General features: G+C 42.6%; 17 protein-coding genes. 10 read left to right on the forward strand and 7 right to left on the reverse strand.

Annotated features, from left to right (window positions below):
* Positions 1–5: 5 nt before the first annotated feature.
* The 3 genes from priC to dinG form a co-directional block, all read right to left on the reverse strand.
* Complete coding sequence (gene priC / locus EXA13_RS00725; RefSeq protein WP_238131415.1) at positions 6–569, reverse strand: primosomal replication protein PriC; 564 nt, start codon at positions 567–569, stop codon at positions 6–8.
* Positions 566–1,345 (reverse strand): sulfite exporter TauE/SafE family protein, encoded by a 780-nt coding sequence (locus tag EXA13_RS00730; RefSeq protein ID WP_238131416.1) that lies wholly within the window; start codon positions 1,343–1,345, stop codon positions 566–568. The genes priC and EXA13_RS00730 overlap by 4 nt, the downstream gene beginning before the upstream one ends.
* 195 nt (positions 1,346–1,540) lie before the next feature.
* Positions 1,541–3,649, reverse strand: a complete 2,109-nt coding sequence (dinG, locus tag EXA13_RS00735) for an ATP-dependent DNA helicase DinG (protein WP_238131417.1) — start codon at positions 3,647–3,649, stop codon at positions 1,541–1,543.
* A gap of 556 nt (positions 3,650–4,205) precedes the next feature.
* Here dinG and EXA13_RS00740 point away from each other — a divergent pair.
* Both EXA13_RS00740 and EXA13_RS00745 read left to right on the forward strand, forming a co-directional pair.
* Positions 4,206–5,147, forward strand: coding sequence for a porin (locus EXA13_RS00740; RefSeq protein ID WP_238131418.1), 942 nt, complete (start codon positions 4,206–4,208; stop codon positions 5,145–5,147).
* Between the two features lie 78 nt (positions 5,148–5,225).
* Positions 5,226–5,894 (forward strand): DUF2057 family protein, encoded by a 669-nt coding sequence (locus EXA13_RS00745; RefSeq protein WP_238131419.1) that lies wholly within the window; start codon positions 5,226–5,228, stop codon positions 5,892–5,894.
* A gap of 39 nt (positions 5,895–5,933) precedes the next feature.
* On the opposite strand, the gene EXA13_RS00750 is transcribed toward EXA13_RS00745, so the two are convergent.
* From EXA13_RS00750 to EXA13_RS00765, 4 genes are all read right to left on the reverse strand, one after another.
* Positions 5,934–6,392 carry a YchJ family metal-binding protein gene (locus EXA13_RS00750; RefSeq protein ID WP_238131420.1) on the reverse strand — a complete coding sequence of 153 codons (459 nt, stop codon included), beginning with the start codon at positions 6,390–6,392 and terminating at the stop codon, positions 5,934–5,936.
* 63 nt (positions 6,393–6,455) lie between these two features.
* A complete protein-coding gene (locus EXA13_RS00755) occupies positions 6,456–7,670 on the reverse strand; it encodes an EAL and HDOD domain-containing protein (protein WP_238131421.1) in 1,215 nt (404 codons plus the stop codon).
* A 107-nt stretch (positions 7,671–7,777) separates the two neighbouring features.
* Positions 7,778–8,497: a UDP-2,3-diacylglucosamine diphosphatase gene (gene lpxH / locus EXA13_RS00760; RefSeq protein ID WP_238131422.1), complete on the reverse strand. Its 720-nt coding sequence runs from the start codon at positions 8,495–8,497 to the stop codon at positions 7,778–7,780.
* 57 nt (positions 8,498–8,554) lie between these two features.
* Complete coding sequence (locus EXA13_RS00765) at positions 8,555–9,049, reverse strand: peptidylprolyl isomerase (RefSeq protein ID WP_238131423.1); 495 nt, start codon at positions 9,047–9,049, stop codon at positions 8,555–8,557.
* 146 nt (positions 9,050–9,195) lie between these two features.
* On the opposite strand from EXA13_RS00765, the gene cysS reads away from it, so the two are divergent.
* The 8 genes from cysS to ybgE all read left to right on the forward strand — a co-directional run bounded on the left by cysS (position 9,196) and on the right by ybgE (position 16,682).
* Positions 9,196–10,578, forward strand: coding sequence for a cysteine--tRNA ligase (cysS, locus tag EXA13_RS00770; RefSeq protein ID WP_238131424.1), 1,383 nt, complete (start codon positions 9,196–9,198; stop codon positions 10,576–10,578).
* Positions 10,579–10,685: 107 nt separating this feature from the next.
* On the forward strand, positions 10,686–11,207 hold the full coding sequence (gene ruvC, locus EXA13_RS00775; protein ID WP_238131425.1) for a crossover junction endodeoxyribonuclease RuvC: 522 nt from the start codon (positions 10,686–10,688) through the stop codon (positions 11,205–11,207).
* A gap of 105 nt (positions 11,208–11,312) precedes the next feature.
* Complete coding sequence (gene ruvA, locus EXA13_RS00780; RefSeq protein ID WP_238131426.1) at positions 11,313–11,930, forward strand: Holliday junction branch migration protein RuvA; 618 nt, start codon at positions 11,313–11,315, stop codon at positions 11,928–11,930.
* Positions 11,931–12,062: 132 nt separating this feature from the next.
* Positions 12,063–13,067 (forward strand): Holliday junction branch migration DNA helicase RuvB, encoded by a 1,005-nt coding sequence (gene ruvB, locus EXA13_RS00785; RefSeq protein ID WP_238131427.1) that lies wholly within the window; start codon positions 12,063–12,065, stop codon positions 13,065–13,067.
* 458 nt (positions 13,068–13,525) lie between these two features.
* A complete protein-coding gene (gene cydA, locus EXA13_RS00790; RefSeq protein ID WP_238131428.1) occupies positions 13,526–15,112 on the forward strand; it encodes a cytochrome ubiquinol oxidase subunit I in 1,587 nt (528 codons plus the stop codon).
* Between the two features lie 16 nt (positions 15,113–15,128).
* A complete protein-coding gene (gene cydB, locus EXA13_RS00795; protein ID WP_238131429.1) occupies positions 15,129–16,265 on the forward strand; it encodes a cytochrome d ubiquinol oxidase subunit II in 1,137 nt (378 codons plus the stop codon).
* Positions 16,266–16,276: 11 nt separating this feature from the next.
* Positions 16,277–16,384 (forward strand): cytochrome bd-I oxidase subunit CydX, encoded by a 108-nt coding sequence (cydX, locus tag EXA13_RS00800; RefSeq protein ID WP_000270284.1) that lies wholly within the window; start codon positions 16,277–16,279, stop codon positions 16,382–16,384.
* Positions 16,377–16,682 carry a cyd operon protein YbgE gene (ybgE, locus tag EXA13_RS00805; protein WP_238131430.1) on the forward strand — a complete coding sequence of 102 codons (306 nt, stop codon included), beginning with the start codon at positions 16,377–16,379 and terminating at the stop codon, positions 16,680–16,682. The genes cydX and ybgE overlap by 8 nt, the downstream gene beginning before the upstream one ends.
* The last annotated feature ends 74 nt before the right edge of the window (positions 16,683–16,756 follow it).

The following is a 16,756-nucleotide window of genomic DNA, read 5'->3' on the forward strand; positions in this document are numbered from 1 at the left end:
CTTGGTTAAAGAACATGACAACTGAGCAGTTGTGCTTCGATTCGGGATTTTGCTTGTTGGCAACGTGCCAGCCTCTGCTTAGCAATTGTTAAGGCTTGCAATGTCGTGCTGTGATAACGAGCAGGCGCATGGTCAAATTCATACTGTTTGTTCAGTACCAATTGACGCAGTCGTTGCTCCCACTCTTGATGTTTCACTAACTGTTGCTGAAGCGCTTCTTTTGATATCGAGGCTAACTCACGGGTTATTTTAGTTGCTGTTGACTTATTTTTTAATACCTCTAATGCGTGAGTGAGGACACGTTGTAGCGCCTCAATCTGTGCAAATAAACGCTCGGTGATATGTTCTATCTGAGCAGTGGCAGATATTGGGTTTTGGGTCAATTTCAGTAGCCTTGCCAAGTTTTGCTCCGTTTCTTGTACACAGGGTACTAGCCATCGGCGATCCGTATTAAACAACTGGGAATCAAACCAAGCTTCATTCATGGTTTGAGACTGTTGATCGATAAGCTTAGCTTGCTGTTTCCACTGATTAAGCTGTGTGGTTAGCTGAGATAAAGGAGTGGTCATAATCCAACAAACCAAGCATCATAGGCCAGTTTAACCGCCAGCCCACTGACGACTAAAACAAACATAGGACGAATGAATTTTCCTCCAAACCGGATAGCGGAGTGAGCGCCGACAAAAGCTCCGACCATAAGGCATAACCCCATCGTCAAGCCCAGTATCCAGTCAATATGCCCTAAAATAGCAAAGGTAATCAGAGAGGTAAAATTACTGGTAAAATTCATGGCTTTACCTAAGCCTGAAGCCAGTAAGATATTGAGACGATATAGAGCCATAGAACTGACAGTCCAAAATGCCCCTGTTCCTGGGCCTGCTAAGCCGTCATAAAATCCAAGAGTAAAGCCCTGAATATATTGCTTGCGATGTGTACGTGGGCAAGTCGCAGGCAGGTGAGTGTGGCTAGTGTGGGGCGTTTTGTGCCAGATGGTGTAGACAGCTGCAGCCAAAATAATCAACGGCAATACTTTTTGTAACCATTCTGTACTGATGGCATCAACAGCAAAAGTTCCGATCACCGCTCCAATAAAGGTGGCAATGAAGGTTCTTTTCCAAAAACTGGGTGTAAATAGCTGTTTACGATAGTAAGTTATGGCCGCAGTGGAAGAGGCAAACGTTGCGGCTAACTTATTGGTGCCAAGCGCAATATGTGGGGGTAGCCCTAAAGATAGGAGGGTTGGAACGGTGAGCATTCCTCCTCCTCCGGCGACGGCATCAATAAAGCCAGCAACAAAGGCAACGATAGCGAGAATAAATAAAGTGGTTGGTTCGACAAGTTCCATTAATGGTTCGGTCCTAAAAATAACGGTAAAACGGATCGCAACGCATCACTGTCGCTAGTCACTTAAGCTGTAATCAGCCAGTGTGGTATTCCTACGATAGGGTATCAATCCATTGAGAACTGGCTATTTAATGATGAGGACAAACGCCAATTCCAATATTGAGCCGAGAATAATAACAAAATTTGAATGCTGAGCCTATTCAATGGAACGTTTAAACGGAGGAAGAGAGTCAAGCAAGGATTTGCCATAACGTTTAGAAACGATTCGCCGATCAAGCATTACAACTCTACCAGAGTCTCGTTCTTTACGCAGTAAGCGGCCGACCGACTGAACCAACTTTTTACTGGCTTCGGGAACACTAATTTGTAAAAACGGATTACCACCACGTTGCTGAATATACTCAGCATGAGCTTGCTCTACAGGTGAGTTTGGTACGGCAAAGGGAATTTTGGTGATGATTAAATTCTCTAATAAATCACCGGGTAGATCTAACCCTTCCGAAAAGCTACCTGTACCAAAAAGAATGCTGGTTTTTCCACATTGGATCAGCGTCTTATGTTGGTTTAAAATCTCTTTTCTCGATTTTTCTCCTTGTAACTGTAAAGACCAATCGTTTTTGATGCATTGGGTTCGAATTTTCTCTGCCACTTCTTTCATCTGCCAGTAAGACGCAAACAGAACCAAATTGGCTTTATTCGGCTGAATATAGTCGATGATCTTGTCAGCGAGATATTCGGTATATTGAGGTGCTTGTGGCTCATACTCCATTTTAGGGATCAGCAATTCTGCTTGATTTTGATAATCAAACGGTGAAGCGAGCGCTAAAAATTGTACGCCATCGTCACTTTTTTCACTGATTCCAGCTTGGCGGCAGAAAAACTGAAAAGAGTTGAGTGCTCGGAGCGTTGCCGACACCAGTACCGCCCCGACACAGCGACTCCATATTTGTTGGTCGAGCTGCCAGCCAATTTCTAGCGGTGAAACATTAACTAAGTAATCTCCCTCCCGTTCTGTACTGACTTCGAGCCAACGTGCTAGCGGTGCCCCTTTTTCTCGGTTCGGCTCTGCCATTAAGTGCCAAACTTGGGCAAGGTTTTCTAGGCGCTGAAGATAAAAGCCCAGTTCAGATAAGGCGGGATCACCTAATCTTGCCGCTATCCCGCCGTCTTTGACTGCTTCAGCAATCAAATCGGCAATTTTACTCATCGCTTGATTGAGCTTCTGGCTCGATTTTTTGAGTTCTTTGGCCTGATTTGCTAGCCACTCTGGCAATTCACCATGTTCAAAACGATAAATACCTTCCTCAAAGGCTGATGCTTCAAATTGATTCGGGAGTTGATTCAGGGATGGGATCAGCAGTTGTAGCGCATCTTGAGCTTCATTATGAAACCGTGACACTCGCTTTCCGTCGACTAAAGCAATAAATTTCGTTAATGACTGATTGAGCTTTTCTAACCAAGTTACTGCCCCTTTCATGGTTGCAGATGCGGAGGCATGATCTCGTGCCACATGGGGAAGGTGATGCGCTTCATCAAAGACATAAAGGGTATTTTCTGGTTCAGGGAGAATGACGCCGCCACCTAGGTCAGCATCAGCCATCACTAAACTGTGGTTAGCAATAATGACATCTGCTTTATCAATTTCTGCTCTCGCTTTTTGAAATGGACATGTCCTGTGAGCCGCAAAGCTTCCATTACAGCTATGTTTATCACTGACAATCGTATTCCAAATGGCGTCTCGGATGGGGGTTGGCCAGGCATCTCGATCACCATTCCACTTACCATTTGCCAGTTGTTGATAAAGTTCTTGAAGTTGTTGGACATCCTGAGCGTCAGGCTTGCTGGTAAACATGGCAAGTTGCCCTCCATCCACGCCACTTGCAGAGGCCAGTTTTTCTGCACAGCAATAACGTTGGCGCCCCTTAGCTAAGAGAAACGAAAAATTCTGGTCGGTGATTCGTCGATAAAGAGGAAGATCTTTTTGTACCAGTTGTTCTTGCAGTGCGACCGTTGCGGTTGAAATTACCACTTTACGATTATTGAGTATAGCAACGGGGATGGTTGCCATCAGATAAGAAAGAGATTTACCGATTCCGGTTCCTGCTTCTGCAACAATCATCCGAGTTGATGGGTGATAGCGACCGCAGAGTGTTTTGGTAATTTCAGCCACAAGATAATTTTGTGCTCGGCGTGGAATAAAGTTATCCAATTGACTCTGTAGATTATGATAGCTAGTCCGAATGGATTGTTGAATTTTTGTTGTTAGCATAGCGAGACCTAAATAGCAGAACTGCGATAGTAGCATAATATGTTGCTAGGGATCGCCTCCCTTTACTTATTCTGATTTGTCGCTGGCCTACTTTTTATTCTCTTTGATAGGGGCCGGATAAATGACTTTGTATGCCTGGTTATCTCAAAATGGTGTGCTTTTGAACCAATAATAGATCTTGCTCACAAAAAAAATCTGAACCTTTGTGCGTATGCTGATAATTTCACCCGCCTAAAACATAATCTCTGTGAATATCATGATTTTTGATATAAATGTCTATTTTCATTCAATTATCACATATTTATAGGTTTTTAATTCCACAATGTTAAGTTTATTAACATTTACTAATTCTTAGTTTTTTGATTAGAACTTACTCGAAATAATATGAAATTTATGTGTAACTTATTGTTCATTAAGGTTTTATGTATTTTTTATAAATATTTTTTTGCACATTTGACATGTAGCATATTCTTTTGCAATCTAAAGCTCGAATTTAGTGGCGATGGTAACTAACCGAAGAGTTAGCCAACCATCATCTAAAACAAAGGGAACCGAAATGGAATTCCCATCTAAGAAAAGGCAGTGGATTAATATGAAAAAGACTCTAGTAGCACTACTGGTTGCTTCAGCAGCAACGTCAGTAAATGCAGCAGAAGTGTTCAAAGCTGATGATGTATCTGTTGATTTTTATGGTCAGCTTCGTCAAACCATTAAGTTTACCGATGAAGATGATACGGATGCTAAGATCGACCAAGGTTCCTCACGTGTTGGTATCAACTTGACCTACAAAGCCGCTGAAGAAGGCTTGGATGTGATTGGTAACGTAGAATACAAAGTTGGTGATGAATGGGAACTTCGTCAACACTATATCGGTATGAGTACCGAATACGGTGTGATGACTTATGGTCAACATTCACCACTTTATGATGATATTTATGGTGCTATCTATGCGTATGAATACGATTTAGCGCCTTATATTGCTGACGGTGGTTTGGATAATAATTTCTGGCAAACCAGTGCGATCAAGTATGCGTTAGAATTGGATAACAGCTGGGTAAAAGCACAGTACAACCTAGCGGAAAATAACGATAACGCAGAGCTGTTTGAGCTGTACGCGGGAACTTCTTATGATGCACTATCACTACACATTGGTGGAGCGTCAATGTCTGATAAGACATCTGGTGATGTTGATTCAACTTACTTTGAAGCGACGGCTGAATATGCACTGGACAAAGGTGTGGTTGGCTTTACTTATGCTTATAACAAAGATAAAGATAATGTTGCTAAAACTAAATCTGAATCTGATGGCTTCCACTTAGGTGCTAAATATGAAGTGGCGAGCAAAACATCACTGTACGGTGGTGCTCAGTTCATTAACGGCAAAAAAGAAGCAGCTGATGTAACGAACCTTTACCTAGGTGCAGAATACATGTTTGCTAAGTGGGCACGTACTTACATTGAGTACAACTTTAACGATACAGATGGTCAAGATGATCTTAACAACCTTGCTATCGGTGCTCGTGTATACTGGTAATTTAGCGATTTATCGTTAAGATAAGCTCGGCTTTGCCGAGCTTTTTTTATGGGAGATAAGAGAGTTATGGCCGCAATAATGAAAAATATCATTCATGGACTATTGGTAGGGTTATCCCTGACTGCAACCGTGCAAGCCGAGGTACAATTGACTGTCCCAGAAGAGATCAGTTTAGCGGTAGTCAACTTAGAGAAACCGAAGCTTCAAGGCGGTTTTTTAAGTAATAGTAAAACGGTGGAATTACCGGATGGTGTTAACCAAATTGCCTTTCGTTATGTGAAACCTTTTGTTAACCGGGATACGGTTGATAATGTGTACAGTGAATTGGTGGTATTACGCTTTAATGCTAGTGAACAAACCTTAATGTTCTCGATGCCCAACTTTCGTAATGCGCAGCAAGCCAAAAGAGACATTCCCCATTTTGAATGGCAGTTGGTTGATATTAATAGCCAGAAACCGGTTGAGCAGGTGAGCGAGATTGTACCTGTTAGTGGTTTTGTACTAGGGCAAAGTTTTATTGATGATATTGTTGAATACAACAAACGATCTGGCAAAGCTGCGATCACGATGAGTTATCTAACGGTAGATAATCAACCACATGCTGTTACAGCAAACGAAAGTTCTTCGTCCGCTAAGCCCGCTGTGGTGACTTCTGAGTCGGTATTGAATGATCTACAAATGCTCTATTTGCACGCCAATAAAGAGCAAAGAAAAGCGTTTCGTAAATGGATGATTGATCAAGAATAAATGTCTTTCCCTAACGATTTTATGTTAGGGACATCCCACTTAGCCGCAACATTTTTTAAATTTTTTACTACTGCCACATGAGCAAGGATCGTTGCGGCCTATTTTTCCCGATTGAGGAAAGCACCCATCAATATAAAACCATTGGTCATGCTCACGGATAAAGCGGGATTGCTCTTCAAGGCAATGCTTGCGCTGACCGCTCTGATAGAAAGCTTTAAAGTGAACAAACCCTTCATTCTCATTGCATCCAGGCCAACTGCGTAAAACTACTAACTTTTGCCATTGGCTATTAATGGAATCTGCAATGTCATCGCGTTGTTTATCTGCTTGGCAGGAAGGGTGGTAAGTATCGACGACAAAATCAATCAAACCCAGTACATGGGCACTGTATCTCGCACGCATTAACTGTTCAGGTGTCTGTGCTTGTTGAGGGCTGGTATGAATGGGTTGGCAGCAGTATTGATATTCTTGACCACTGCCACAATAACAATCTGTCATGGCGGTTGTTCCACTAAACGACACAAAATAGCCGCTTAGTTTAGGGTGATAGGTTAGCGGTGTCTAGGTGCTGATATTTAATAAATCCACAGTCCAACTGACCGCTTCACTGTAACAATCGCTCACGTCTGATTCGGTGAGTTTAAGTTGTTGAGAGAGCCGGGCTACTTGTTGCCAATCAGCGTGCTCATACGCTTTTGCCAAATAGAGCAGTTGCCCTAACACACCATCTCCTGTTAATAATGCTTGTTTAACGGCATCTTCTATTGGCATTTTGTGCATGATTTCTTCAATCGGTTGATCAAGTAGGCTGTCTAACAGTGAAAACATGCCAGTTAAGAAGGCATTTCCTGAAGCATTTGTTCCGCAGGTTTTGAGATAAAGTTGTTCACAATAACGAGCGCGCTGAATGGATAAACTGTACAAAGAATCCGGTTTATCTCGGTGAGTCGATGCGATTGCAACCAGAGAAATAAATTTTCGTAATCGTTCTTCCCCTAAATAGACCAATGCTTGCTTAAAGGATTGTATCTTGGCACTGACCATGGCAGAGGCATTGACAAACGTCAGTAATTTATAAGAAAGCGTGAGATCTTTTGCTACGAGGCGCTCTAACTCTTGATAATCAATCTCTTCTTTGGCTATCTCTTTACACAACTGAACGATCGTCATAAAAGCGGGTTCCAGCGCTTTACGTTGGATTAATTCGGGTTTACTGAAAAAATAGCCTTGAAAATAAACAAATCCAGCTTGCTTAGCTTGTTCAAACTCCTCATAAGTCTCTACTTTTTCTGCGAGAAATTGAATGTGTGACCCTGCTAGTTTTTGTATGAAAATTTGCGCTTTATCTATGGGGATAAGGCGAATATCGAACTTAATGATCGAAACATAAGGAAGAAAAGGCTTCCAAGCTCGGTTAGGGATAAAATCATCTAGAGCAATTTTATAACCGAGTTGAGCTAACTGTTTAATGGCATTGAGCAATTCTTCCGTGGGTTGGCAGTCTTCGAGAACTTCGACCACTAAACTGTCGCATGGGAATAATGTTGGGATGAGATTAATTAAACTTTGATAGGGGAAATTAACAAAGCCCCAATGTTGCCCTAATGCACTGTAATGGGTTGACCAAAAGTGATCGGAGAGGAGGCGGCTGGTCGCTAGTTCAGGATCAATCTCGGGAAAAGTATTTTTTGGCCCGTCTCTGAACAATAACTCATAGCCGATGGTTTTTTTGTCTCGGTCTAAAATAGGTTGTCGTGCGATATAGGAGTACTTCATAGGCCTGCTCTTATTATCTTTATTGTTACTTATGGGCACTTTTCATGATTATTATCTATTTCTAAGCAGGTTGTTGCGAGTTAACTCAAAGAAAGTTGAGTTACAAATTACAGAGGTCGAGACTCGAGCTCATACCCTTGTGGTGAATAGCGTAGGATCGAGCCTTGGTTATACCAATCACCTAATACGATGCGTATTTTATTGTCAATGCCCATCAAATGGTGGATCGCTGGGCGGTGGGTGTGTCCATGAATCATAAGATCAACATGGTGATTCTGCATGACCTGTAGCACTTCACTTGGCGTCACATCCATGATTTCCATTGCTTTTTGTTCTTTATCGCTCCGAATATCCGATTGTACTCGTTTTACGATACGTTTTTTAAACGCGTAGGGTAAGCGATTAAATACCCATTGTAGCCAAGGCTTATGCACTTTTTCTCTAAACGCCAAATAACGGACATCTTCGATACATAAGGTATCGCCATGAAGTATTACCGCGGAGGTACCGTAGAGGTCAATAACGGTTTCTTGCCCTAATAAGGTGACTCCGGTTTCTTTCGCAAACCGTTGACCAATCAGAAAGTCTCGATTGCCGTGAACAAAGAAGCAGGGCACACCTGATGCGGTAAGTTGCTGAAACTCAGTCTTAATTTGTTGGGCAAAAGGGGTTGGGTCATCATCACCGATCCAAAAATCAAATAAATCACCGAGTACATAAAGAGCATCGGCTTGTCGTGCTTCAGTTCGCATAAATTGAGTAAAACATTGGGTGATATCTGGACGTTTGGGAGAAAGATGAAGATCTGAAATAAATAAAGTATGCATAAGAACATTAGTGGAGTGCTTAACGCACTCCATCCATCGGTAATTTAATTTTCGATCTTATTCTTCGATCGTCGTGCTGCTAATAACCACTTCATCAAGGGGAACATCTTGGTGCATACCATAAGAACCGGTACTAACACCTTTGATTTTATTGACAATATCCATACCTTCAATGACTTCACCGAATACACAGTATCCCCAGCCATCACGGCTTTCTGAGCGAAAGTCTAGGAAAGTATTGTCATTCACATTGATGAAAAACTGTGAGCTAGCAGAATGGGGATCCATGGTACGAGCCATGGCAAGGGTTCCCGTTTTATTGCTTAAACCATTGTTGGCCTCATTGCGAATCGGAGCACGAGTTTCTTTTTCACGTAGGCCTGAAGTCATACCGCCACCTTGAATCATAAAGCCATCAATAACACGGTGGAATAAGGTGTTGTCGTAGAAGCCATCACGACAGTATTGTAAAAAATTAGCGCTGGTTTCTGGTGCTTTTTCTTCATTGAGCTGAATTTTAATGTCACCAAAATTGGTATGCAGCGTGATCATGTGTATTACCTTTACTCGTTTTGTATGAATGATTGATTTTAGCCTAACTTTTTGTGCATTCAAAACATCAAATGGATGACCTAGTGATAACAGAGTTGTTATACTCTAAAACTATTTTGGAATTCACAATAAATTAGATAGAGATCATGTTGAAGATTTATAACTCACTCACAAGACAGAAAGAGGAATTTAAACCCATTACCGCTGGCAAGGTCGGCATGTATGTCTGTGGAGTCACCATATACGATCTCTGTCATATTGGCCATGGTCGTACTTTTGTGTCTTTCGATGTGGTGGCTCGTTACTTACGTTATTTGGGTTATAACCTTACTTTTGTGCGTAATATTACCGATATTGACGACAAAATTATTAAACGTGCTGCTGAAAATAACGAACCTTGTGAGACACTAACTGAACGTTTGATTCAAGAAATGTATGCCGATTTTGATGCGTTGAATATCAAGCGTCCTGATGTCGAACCGCGAGCAACCGCATATATTGATGAGATTATTGCCCTTGTTCAGCGGCTCATTGAACGTGGTTTTGCTTATGTGGCTGATAATGGCGATGTGATGTTTGAAGTGAGCAAGTTTGCTCAATATGGTCAACTTTCTAAGCAAGACCTTGCTCAGCTTCAGGCTGGCGCTCGGGTTGATATTGAAACGGCTAAACGTAGCCCTCTAGATTTTGTGCTGTGGAAAATGTCTAAACCGGGTGAACCGACTTGGGAATCACCATGGGGAGCTGGACGTCCAGGGTGGCACATTGAATGTTCTGCGATGAACTCTTCGATTTTAGGCGACCATTTTGATATTCATGGAGGGGGTTCTGATCTGCAATTTCCTCATCATGAAAATGAAATTGCACAATCATGCTGTGCTCATGATACCTCGTATGTGAATACATGGATGCACAGCGGTATGGTCATGGTGGATAAAGAAAAAATGTCTAAATCACTAGGCAACTTTTTTACCATTCGTGACGTATTGCAGCATTATGATCCAGAAACGATCCGCTATTTCTTAATGTCTGGTCACTATCGTAGCCAACTGAACTACAGTGAAGAAAACCTCAATCAAGCTCGAGCTTCTTTAGAGCGTCTGTACACTGCGCTTCGTGGATTAGATATGACCGTTCCTGCTGCCGGTGGGGAAGAGTATGTCAGCCGCTTTACCGCAGCAATGAATGACGACTTTAATACACCAGAAGCTTACTCCGTCCTATTTGATATGGCACGAGAAATCAATCGATTGAAAAGTGAAGATCGGGTGAAAGCGAGTGCGCTTGGCGCATTAATGCGTGAGTTGGCTGATGTGATTGGCATTCTTTACCAAGATCCCGAGCATTTCATGCAAGGAGAAGTGGAAGATCAAGCTCAAGTAGCGCAAATTGAATCATTGATTAAACTGCGCAATGATTCTCGAGCAGCAAAAGATTGGGCGAATGCCGATCTTGCCCGAGATAAACTGAATGAGTTAGGCATTATTCTTGAAGATGGGCCAAACGGTACAACTTGGCGACGTAAGTAAATCATTTGCTTATCGAGTTGATGATCGTCAACAGCGAGGTTTAATGCCTCGCTGTTATCTTTATACCCATCAAAAATCTCGCTGGTAGGCTGAATTAGGAATGACTTATGTCAATTATTCTGGGTATTGATCCTGGCTCTCGGATCACCGGCTATGGTGTTATTCGCCAGCAAGGGCGGCACCTCATCTATTTAGGGAGCGGTTGTATCCGAACCGCTGATCAAGCATTACCTTTACGGCTAAAACAAATTTATGCTGGAGTCAGTGAAATTATTACTCAGTTTCAGCCGGATGTCTTTGCCATTGAGCAAGTGTTTATGGCTAAAAATGCCGATTCAGCGCTAAAATTAGGACAAGCGCGAGGGAGTGCGATTGTGGCGGCGGTTAATGCCGATTTGCCTGTTCATGAATATGCCGCAAGGTTGATTAAACAAGCCGTTGTTGGGACGGGAGGGGCAGATAAATCTCAAGTTCAGCATATGGTACAACAGCTTCTGAAATTACCAGCAAAACCTCAGGCCGACGCTGCTGATGCTTTGGGGGTCGCTATATGTCACGCAAATACTAATAAGACGTTGATCGCTTTGGCTGGTCAAGTGACCAGTGCCCGTCGAGGGCGTTATCGATAACCCCCATCTTGGACATGGTGATTTATGGAGTTTTACTGGCTATCCATCCAGTTCTTTATTATTATCTTCGCCATTAAGCTTGACTGACAAACAAAGGAATTAACCGTGATTGGCCGTCTTCGTGGAATATTAATTGAAAAACAACCTCCCCAAGTACTCATTGAAGTGGGAGGTATTGGCTATGAAGTACAAATGCCGATGAGCTGTTTCTATGAATTACCCAATTTAGGGGAAGAAGCAATTATCTATACTCATTTTGTTGTACGTGAAGATGCACAATTACTTTATGGGTTTAATAGTGTAAGCGAGCGGGCTTTATTCCGAGAAGTGATTAAAGCTAACGGTGTCGGCCCCAAAATGGGGCTGGGAATTCTTTCAGGCATGACTGCCAGTCAGTTTGTCTCTTGTGTTGAGCGTGAAGATATTTCAACCTTAATCAAATTACCCGGTGTCGGTAAAAAAACAGCTGAACGCTTAGTTGTCGAAATGAAAGATCGCCTAAAAGGATGGGGTACGGGGGATTTATTGACTCCTGCCACTGATGCTGTACCAGCCGATAAGCGAGTCATGTTATCGGAGCAAAACTCGGAAGAAGAAGCCGTGAGTGCTTTGCTAGCATTAGGGTATAAACCCGCTCAAGCTTCAAAAGCGGTCGCTCAAGTCGCTAAAGCGGGCATGAGCAGTGAGCAGTTAATCCGCGATGCTTTAAAATCAATGGTTTAATAGCTGACATACCAATGTAGATAAACTTGCTTTTCACACCATGAGTAACAGAGAATTGATGAACGATCTTCTATACTGCGCCCCATGGAGAACAACCGTAACGGTTGCTCCTAACACGATGGATACCTGGTTATGATCGAAGCTGATCGCCTGATTGCGCCGATGAACCCTTCCTTTAAAGATGAAGAAGTGATTGATCGTGCGATTCGACCGAAGAAACTCGCTGATTATCAAGGACAAGATCACGTTCGCGATCAAATGGAAATCTTTATACAAGCAGCACAAAAACGTCGTGAAGCTCTCGACCATCTTCTGATTTTTGGCCCACCAGGGTTAGGAAAAACGACGTTAGCTAATATCGTTGCCAATGAAATGGACGTCAACATTCGGACGACATCTGGACCTGTGTTAGAAAAAGCTGGAGATCTTGCTGCACTTTTGACCAACCTAGAAGAAAACGATGTTTTATTTATTGATGAAATTCATCGTCTAAGCCCAATGGTTGAAGAAGTCCTCTATCCTGCGATGGAAGATTATCAATTGGATATTATGATTGGTGAAGGTCCTGCAGCCCGCTCAATCAAAATTGATCTTCCCCCCTTTACTCTGATTGGAGCGACCACTCGCGCCGGTTCATTGACATCTCCGTTACGCGATCGCTTTGGCATTGTACAGCGCTTGGAGTATTACAATGTGGCTGATTTACAGCATATTGTGCAGCGGAGCGCTCATCATTTAGGACTTTCTATGGACTCTGATGGAGCATTAGAAGTGGCCCGTCGTGCTCGAGGAACACCGCGTATCGCTAACCGGTTATTGCGCCGGGTCCGAGATTATGCAGAAGTGAAAGGGAATGGTCATATCTGTGCTCAAACAGCAGATAAAGCTCTAGATATGTTGGATGTTGATCACCAAGGGTTTGACTATATGGATAGAAAACTTTTATTGTCTATCATGGAGAAATTCTCTGGGGGGCCGGTTGGGTTAGATAACTTGGCTGCGGCCATTGGCGAAGAGAAAGATACCATCGAAGATGTACTCGAACCTTTCTTGATCCAACAAGGCTATTTACAACGAACACCTCGCGGACGAATAGCAACGGACCGTGCGTATTTGCATTTTGGTCTACAAAAATAGTGTGAACATCAGGTTGGCTACTGAGGAAAAGAAACATTTCTAAATATATGTCACATTTTGGCATATTTCTTAAATTTATCATTCGTAATAACTTTTGGGTTAGTGTTAACCCATTGTGTTGAATGTGTGCTTTTGTTTATTTATTTTTGATCCTGTTTAAACGACAAAACAGCATCTTTGTTGATCTGTATCATTTTGTTGCTTTTTTAACCGACATGTGACAATAAAAATTGATTTAAATCAAAGCGTTTTATACGAACAAACCTTTTGAAACTCAAGGGTTTTGGAAGTAGTATTAGTCCCAGCTATATTAGCTGATGCTTAACAATTAACTAACCACAATGGTACATAAAAGCAACAATTTCGTGCAAAAAGTTAACAGTTGATATGGGCTGTTAACCTGTGCTTGTTGTTGCATTATGTCAAAAGTGTCATTCAGCCGACACAAAGGAGTTACCATGATTGATGTTGTTGATCTATCGCGGTTGCAGTTTGCACTGACAGCGATGTATCACTTCTTGTTCGTTCCACTGACTTTAGGAATGGCATTTCTACTTGCCATTATGGAGTCGCTCTATGTAATGACTGATAAGCAAATCTATAAGGACATGACAAAGTTCTGGGGTAAGCTTTTTGGGATCAACTTTGCTCTGGGTGTGGCTACAGGCCTAACTATGGAGTTCCAGTTCGGCACGAACTGGTCTTATTATTCACACTATGTAGGCGATATTTTTGGAGCTCCGCTTGCCATTGAAGCGCTGGTCGCTTTCTTCTTAGAATCAACCTTTGTCGGTTTGTTCTTCTTTGGCTGGGATCGTCTCTCTAAACGCCAACACTTAACCGTAACTTGGTTGGTGGCCTTAGGTTCAAACTTCTCTGCTTTATGGATTCTCGTCGCTAACGGCTGGATGCAAAACCCAGTAGGGGCTGAGTTTAATTTCGAGACTATGCGGATGGAGATGGTTAGCTTTGCTGAGGTTGTTCTCAACCCTGTCGCACAAGTTAAGTTTGTTCATACTGTGGCGTCTGGTTACACCACGGGAGCGATGTTTATTCTTGGGATCAGCGCTTACTACTTATTAAAAGGCCGTGATGTTGCGTTTGCTCGCCGCTCATTTGCAATTGCCGCTTCTTTTGGTATGGCCGCGATTCTTTCCGTGATTGTATTGGGGGATGAATCTGGTTATGAGCTGGGTGATGTTCAACGCGTGAAATTAGCCGCGATTGAATCTGAATGGCATACTGAGCCTGCACCGGCCGCTTTCACCTTGTTTGGTCTACCAAACCAAGAAACCATGCAAACCGATTATGCGATTAAGATCCCTTATGTGATGGGAATTATCGCCACTCGTTCTTTAGATAAAGAAGTAACAGGCCTGCGTGATTTACGTGAAGAGCACATCGATCGTATTCGCAATGGTATGTATGCCTATGAATTGTTGCAAACACTGCGTGCTGGAGATAAATCTGATGAAAATATCCAAGCATTTAACGAAGTGAAGAATGACCTTGGTTATGGTCTGTTGCTCAAGCGTTATACCGAACAGGTTTCTGATGCAACAGAAGAGCAGATCCAAGCAGCGGCAGATGATTCTATTCCAACCGTATGGCCACTATTTTGGTCATTCCGTCTTATGGTTGGTTGTGGCTTTATTATGCTGTTTGTCTTCGGAGCCGCCTTTATTCAAACTTGTCGTCAAAAAATCGAACACAAACCTTGGGTGTTGAAAGCTGCACTTTGCAGTATTCCTCTACCATGGATTGCGATTGAAGCGGGTTGGTTTGTTGCTGAATATGGTCGTCAGCCATGGGCAGTCGGTGAAATTTTACCGGTTAATATTGCCGCTTCTGCGCTCACAGCTAGTCAAATCTGGACATCGCTGTTTGCTATTCTAGCGCTGTACACCGCATTCTTAATTGCTGAAGTTTATTTAATGGTGAAGTTTGCTCGTAAAGGACCAAGCAGCCTGAAAACTGGCCGCTACCATTTCGAACAACATGGCAACTCTGTTGAAGATAACGTCAACCGTCAAGTAGAAGCCTAGCCAAGGAGAAAGCAATATGTTTGATTACGAAATCTTACGACTGATCTGGTGGGTGCTGATCGGCGTTCTACTAGTAGGTTTTGCCATTACAGATGGCTTTGATATGGGAGTGGGGGCTCTGGTTCCTGTTCTGGGGAAAAATGATTCAGAACGTCGAGTCATGATTAACTCTATTGCTCCACACTGGGATGGGAACCAAGTTTGGCTAATCACGGCGGGGGGGGCGTTGTTTGCTGCTTGGCCGTTGGTTTATGCAACGTCATTTTCAGGCTTCTATCTTGCGATGATTCTGACCTTAGCTGCCCTTTGGTTGCGTCCGATTGGGTTGGACTATCGTTCAAAAATTGAAGACCCAAGATGGCGTAACACATGGGATATCTGCATTTCGATCAGTGGTTTTGTTCCGCCTATTATTTTTGGTGTGGCTTTTGGTAATTTATTGCAAGGTGTTCCATTCCAATTAAATGAATTAATCATGCCTAGTTACCATGGTTCATTTTTTGGCTTATTGAATCCATTTGCGCTTGTGTGTGGCTTAGTTAGCTTGTCTATGATTTTGATGCAAGGTTCAGCTTGGCTACAAATGAAAACAACGGGTGATCTGCATGCACGTGCGCGCCTAACTGCTCAATTAACGGGTTTGTTAACCTGTATCCTATTTGTTGCCGCTGGTTTTTGGGTACAAAATATGGATGGTTATGTTGTGGTGAGTGCAATTGATGGTGCGGCTGCCTCAAACCCACTGAATAAAGAAGTGGTTCGTGAAACGGGTGCTTGGATGCATAACTTTGAAATTTATCCAATTTTATGGTTAGCCCCTGCACTTGGTGTATTCATGCCACTCTTTGCAGTACTGGCGTCTCGCTTTGAAAAAGGGGCATTAGCTTTCCTTACCTCTAGCCTAGGGAATGCGGGTGTTATCTTTACTGCAGGGTTTGCTATGTTCCCATTTGTTATGCCATCAAGCTTAGTACCAAGCCACAGTTTAACCATGTGGGATTCGACATCGAGTGAACTGACTCTAAATGTGATGACATTTATCGCGTTTGTTATGGTGCCTATTATTCTGGCTTATACAGCATGGTCTTACTATAAAATGTTCGGTCGCTTGGATGACAAGTACATCGAAGACAATAAAAACTCACTTTACTAAGGAGCGAAACGATGTGGTATTTTGCATGGATTCTTGGTGTTTTGCTGGCATGTGCTTTTGGCATCATCAACGCTCTTTGGTTAGAGCACAGTGAAATGATGGATAAAGATAGTGAATAATGCTTCTATTCAGCTGACCAAACTGCATCAGCCAATAGATAAAATCTTATTTAAGATGTTGTCTATCCTGCTCGGGTTTTATCATGTTGCGATGGTAATGTGGGATCCTGAAGCTTATGCGGTGAGTATTGGTGGGTTTAATGCACTAGTTGCTCCATTACTGATTTGGGCAATATGCTCAAGTATGGTGTTTGGTGTCGGCTTTAAACCTCGCAGCTGGGTTTGGCAGATTTTTTTCAGCCCTTATTTTTCACTACCGATTATGATGAGTTTTTTGTTAGTTCGCTTGACGGGGTAGCCGTTACGGATTATTAGTCAACTCGTTAATACCGAGTAAATGATAGCGTTGTCTCTTTGAGGTAACGCTATTTT

It is taken from the genome of Vibrio cincinnatiensis, assembly GCF_022113815.1.
Taxonomy (GTDB): Bacteria; Pseudomonadota; Gammaproteobacteria; order Enterobacterales; family Vibrionaceae; genus Vibrio; species Vibrio cincinnatiensis_A.

Bases quoted from the DNA above. Each gene is read 5' to 3' on its own strand.
- cydX (WP_000270284.1), top strand. From the start codon at position 16,277: ATGTGGTATTTTGCATGGATTCTTGGTGTTTTGCTGGCATGTGCTTTT.
- EXA13_RS00765 (WP_238131423.1), bottom strand. From the start codon at position 9,049: ATGATCACGCTGCATACCAATTTTGGTGACATTAAAATTCAGCTCAAT.
- EXA13_RS00750 (WP_238131420.1), bottom strand. From the start codon at position 6,392: ATGACAGATTGTTATTGTGGCAGTGGTCAAGAATATCAATACTGCTGC.
- EXA13_RS00755 (WP_238131421.1), bottom strand. From the start codon at position 7,670: ATGAAGTACTCCTATATCGCACGACAACCTATTTTAGACCGAGACAAA.
- cydB (WP_238131429.1), top strand. From the start codon at position 15,129: ATGTTTGATTACGAAATCTTACGACTGATCTGGTGGGTGCTGATCGGC.
- cysS (WP_238131424.1), top strand. From the start codon at position 9,196: ATGTTGAAGATTTATAACTCACTCACAAGACAGAAAGAGGAATTTAAA.
- EXA13_RS00730 (WP_238131416.1), bottom strand. From the start codon at position 1,345: ATGGAACTTGTCGAACCAACCACTTTATTTATTCTCGCTATCGTTGCC.
- ruvB (WP_238131427.1), top strand. From the start codon at position 12,063: ATGATCGAAGCTGATCGCCTGATTGCGCCGATGAACCCTTCCTTTAAA.
- EXA13_RS00745 (WP_238131419.1), top strand. From the start codon at position 5,226: ATGAAAAATATCATTCATGGACTATTGGTAGGGTTATCCCTGACTGCA.
- priC (WP_238131415.1), bottom strand. From the start codon at position 569: ATGACCACTCCTTTATCTCAGCTAACCACACAGCTTAATCAGTGGAAA.
- dinG (WP_238131417.1), bottom strand. From the start codon at position 3,649: ATGCTACTATCGCAGTTCTGCTATTTAGGTCTCGCTATGCTAACAACA.
- ruvC (WP_238131425.1), top strand. From the start codon at position 10,686: ATGTCAATTATTCTGGGTATTGATCCTGGCTCTCGGATCACCGGCTAT.
- lpxH (WP_238131422.1), bottom strand. From the start codon at position 8,497: ATGCATACTTTATTTATTTCAGATCTTCATCTTTCTCCCAAACGTCCA.
- EXA13_RS00740 (WP_238131418.1), top strand. From the start codon at position 4,206: ATGAAAAAGACTCTAGTAGCACTACTGGTTGCTTCAGCAGCAACGTCA.
- cydA (WP_238131428.1), top strand. From the start codon at position 13,526: ATGATTGATGTTGTTGATCTATCGCGGTTGCAGTTTGCACTGACAGCG.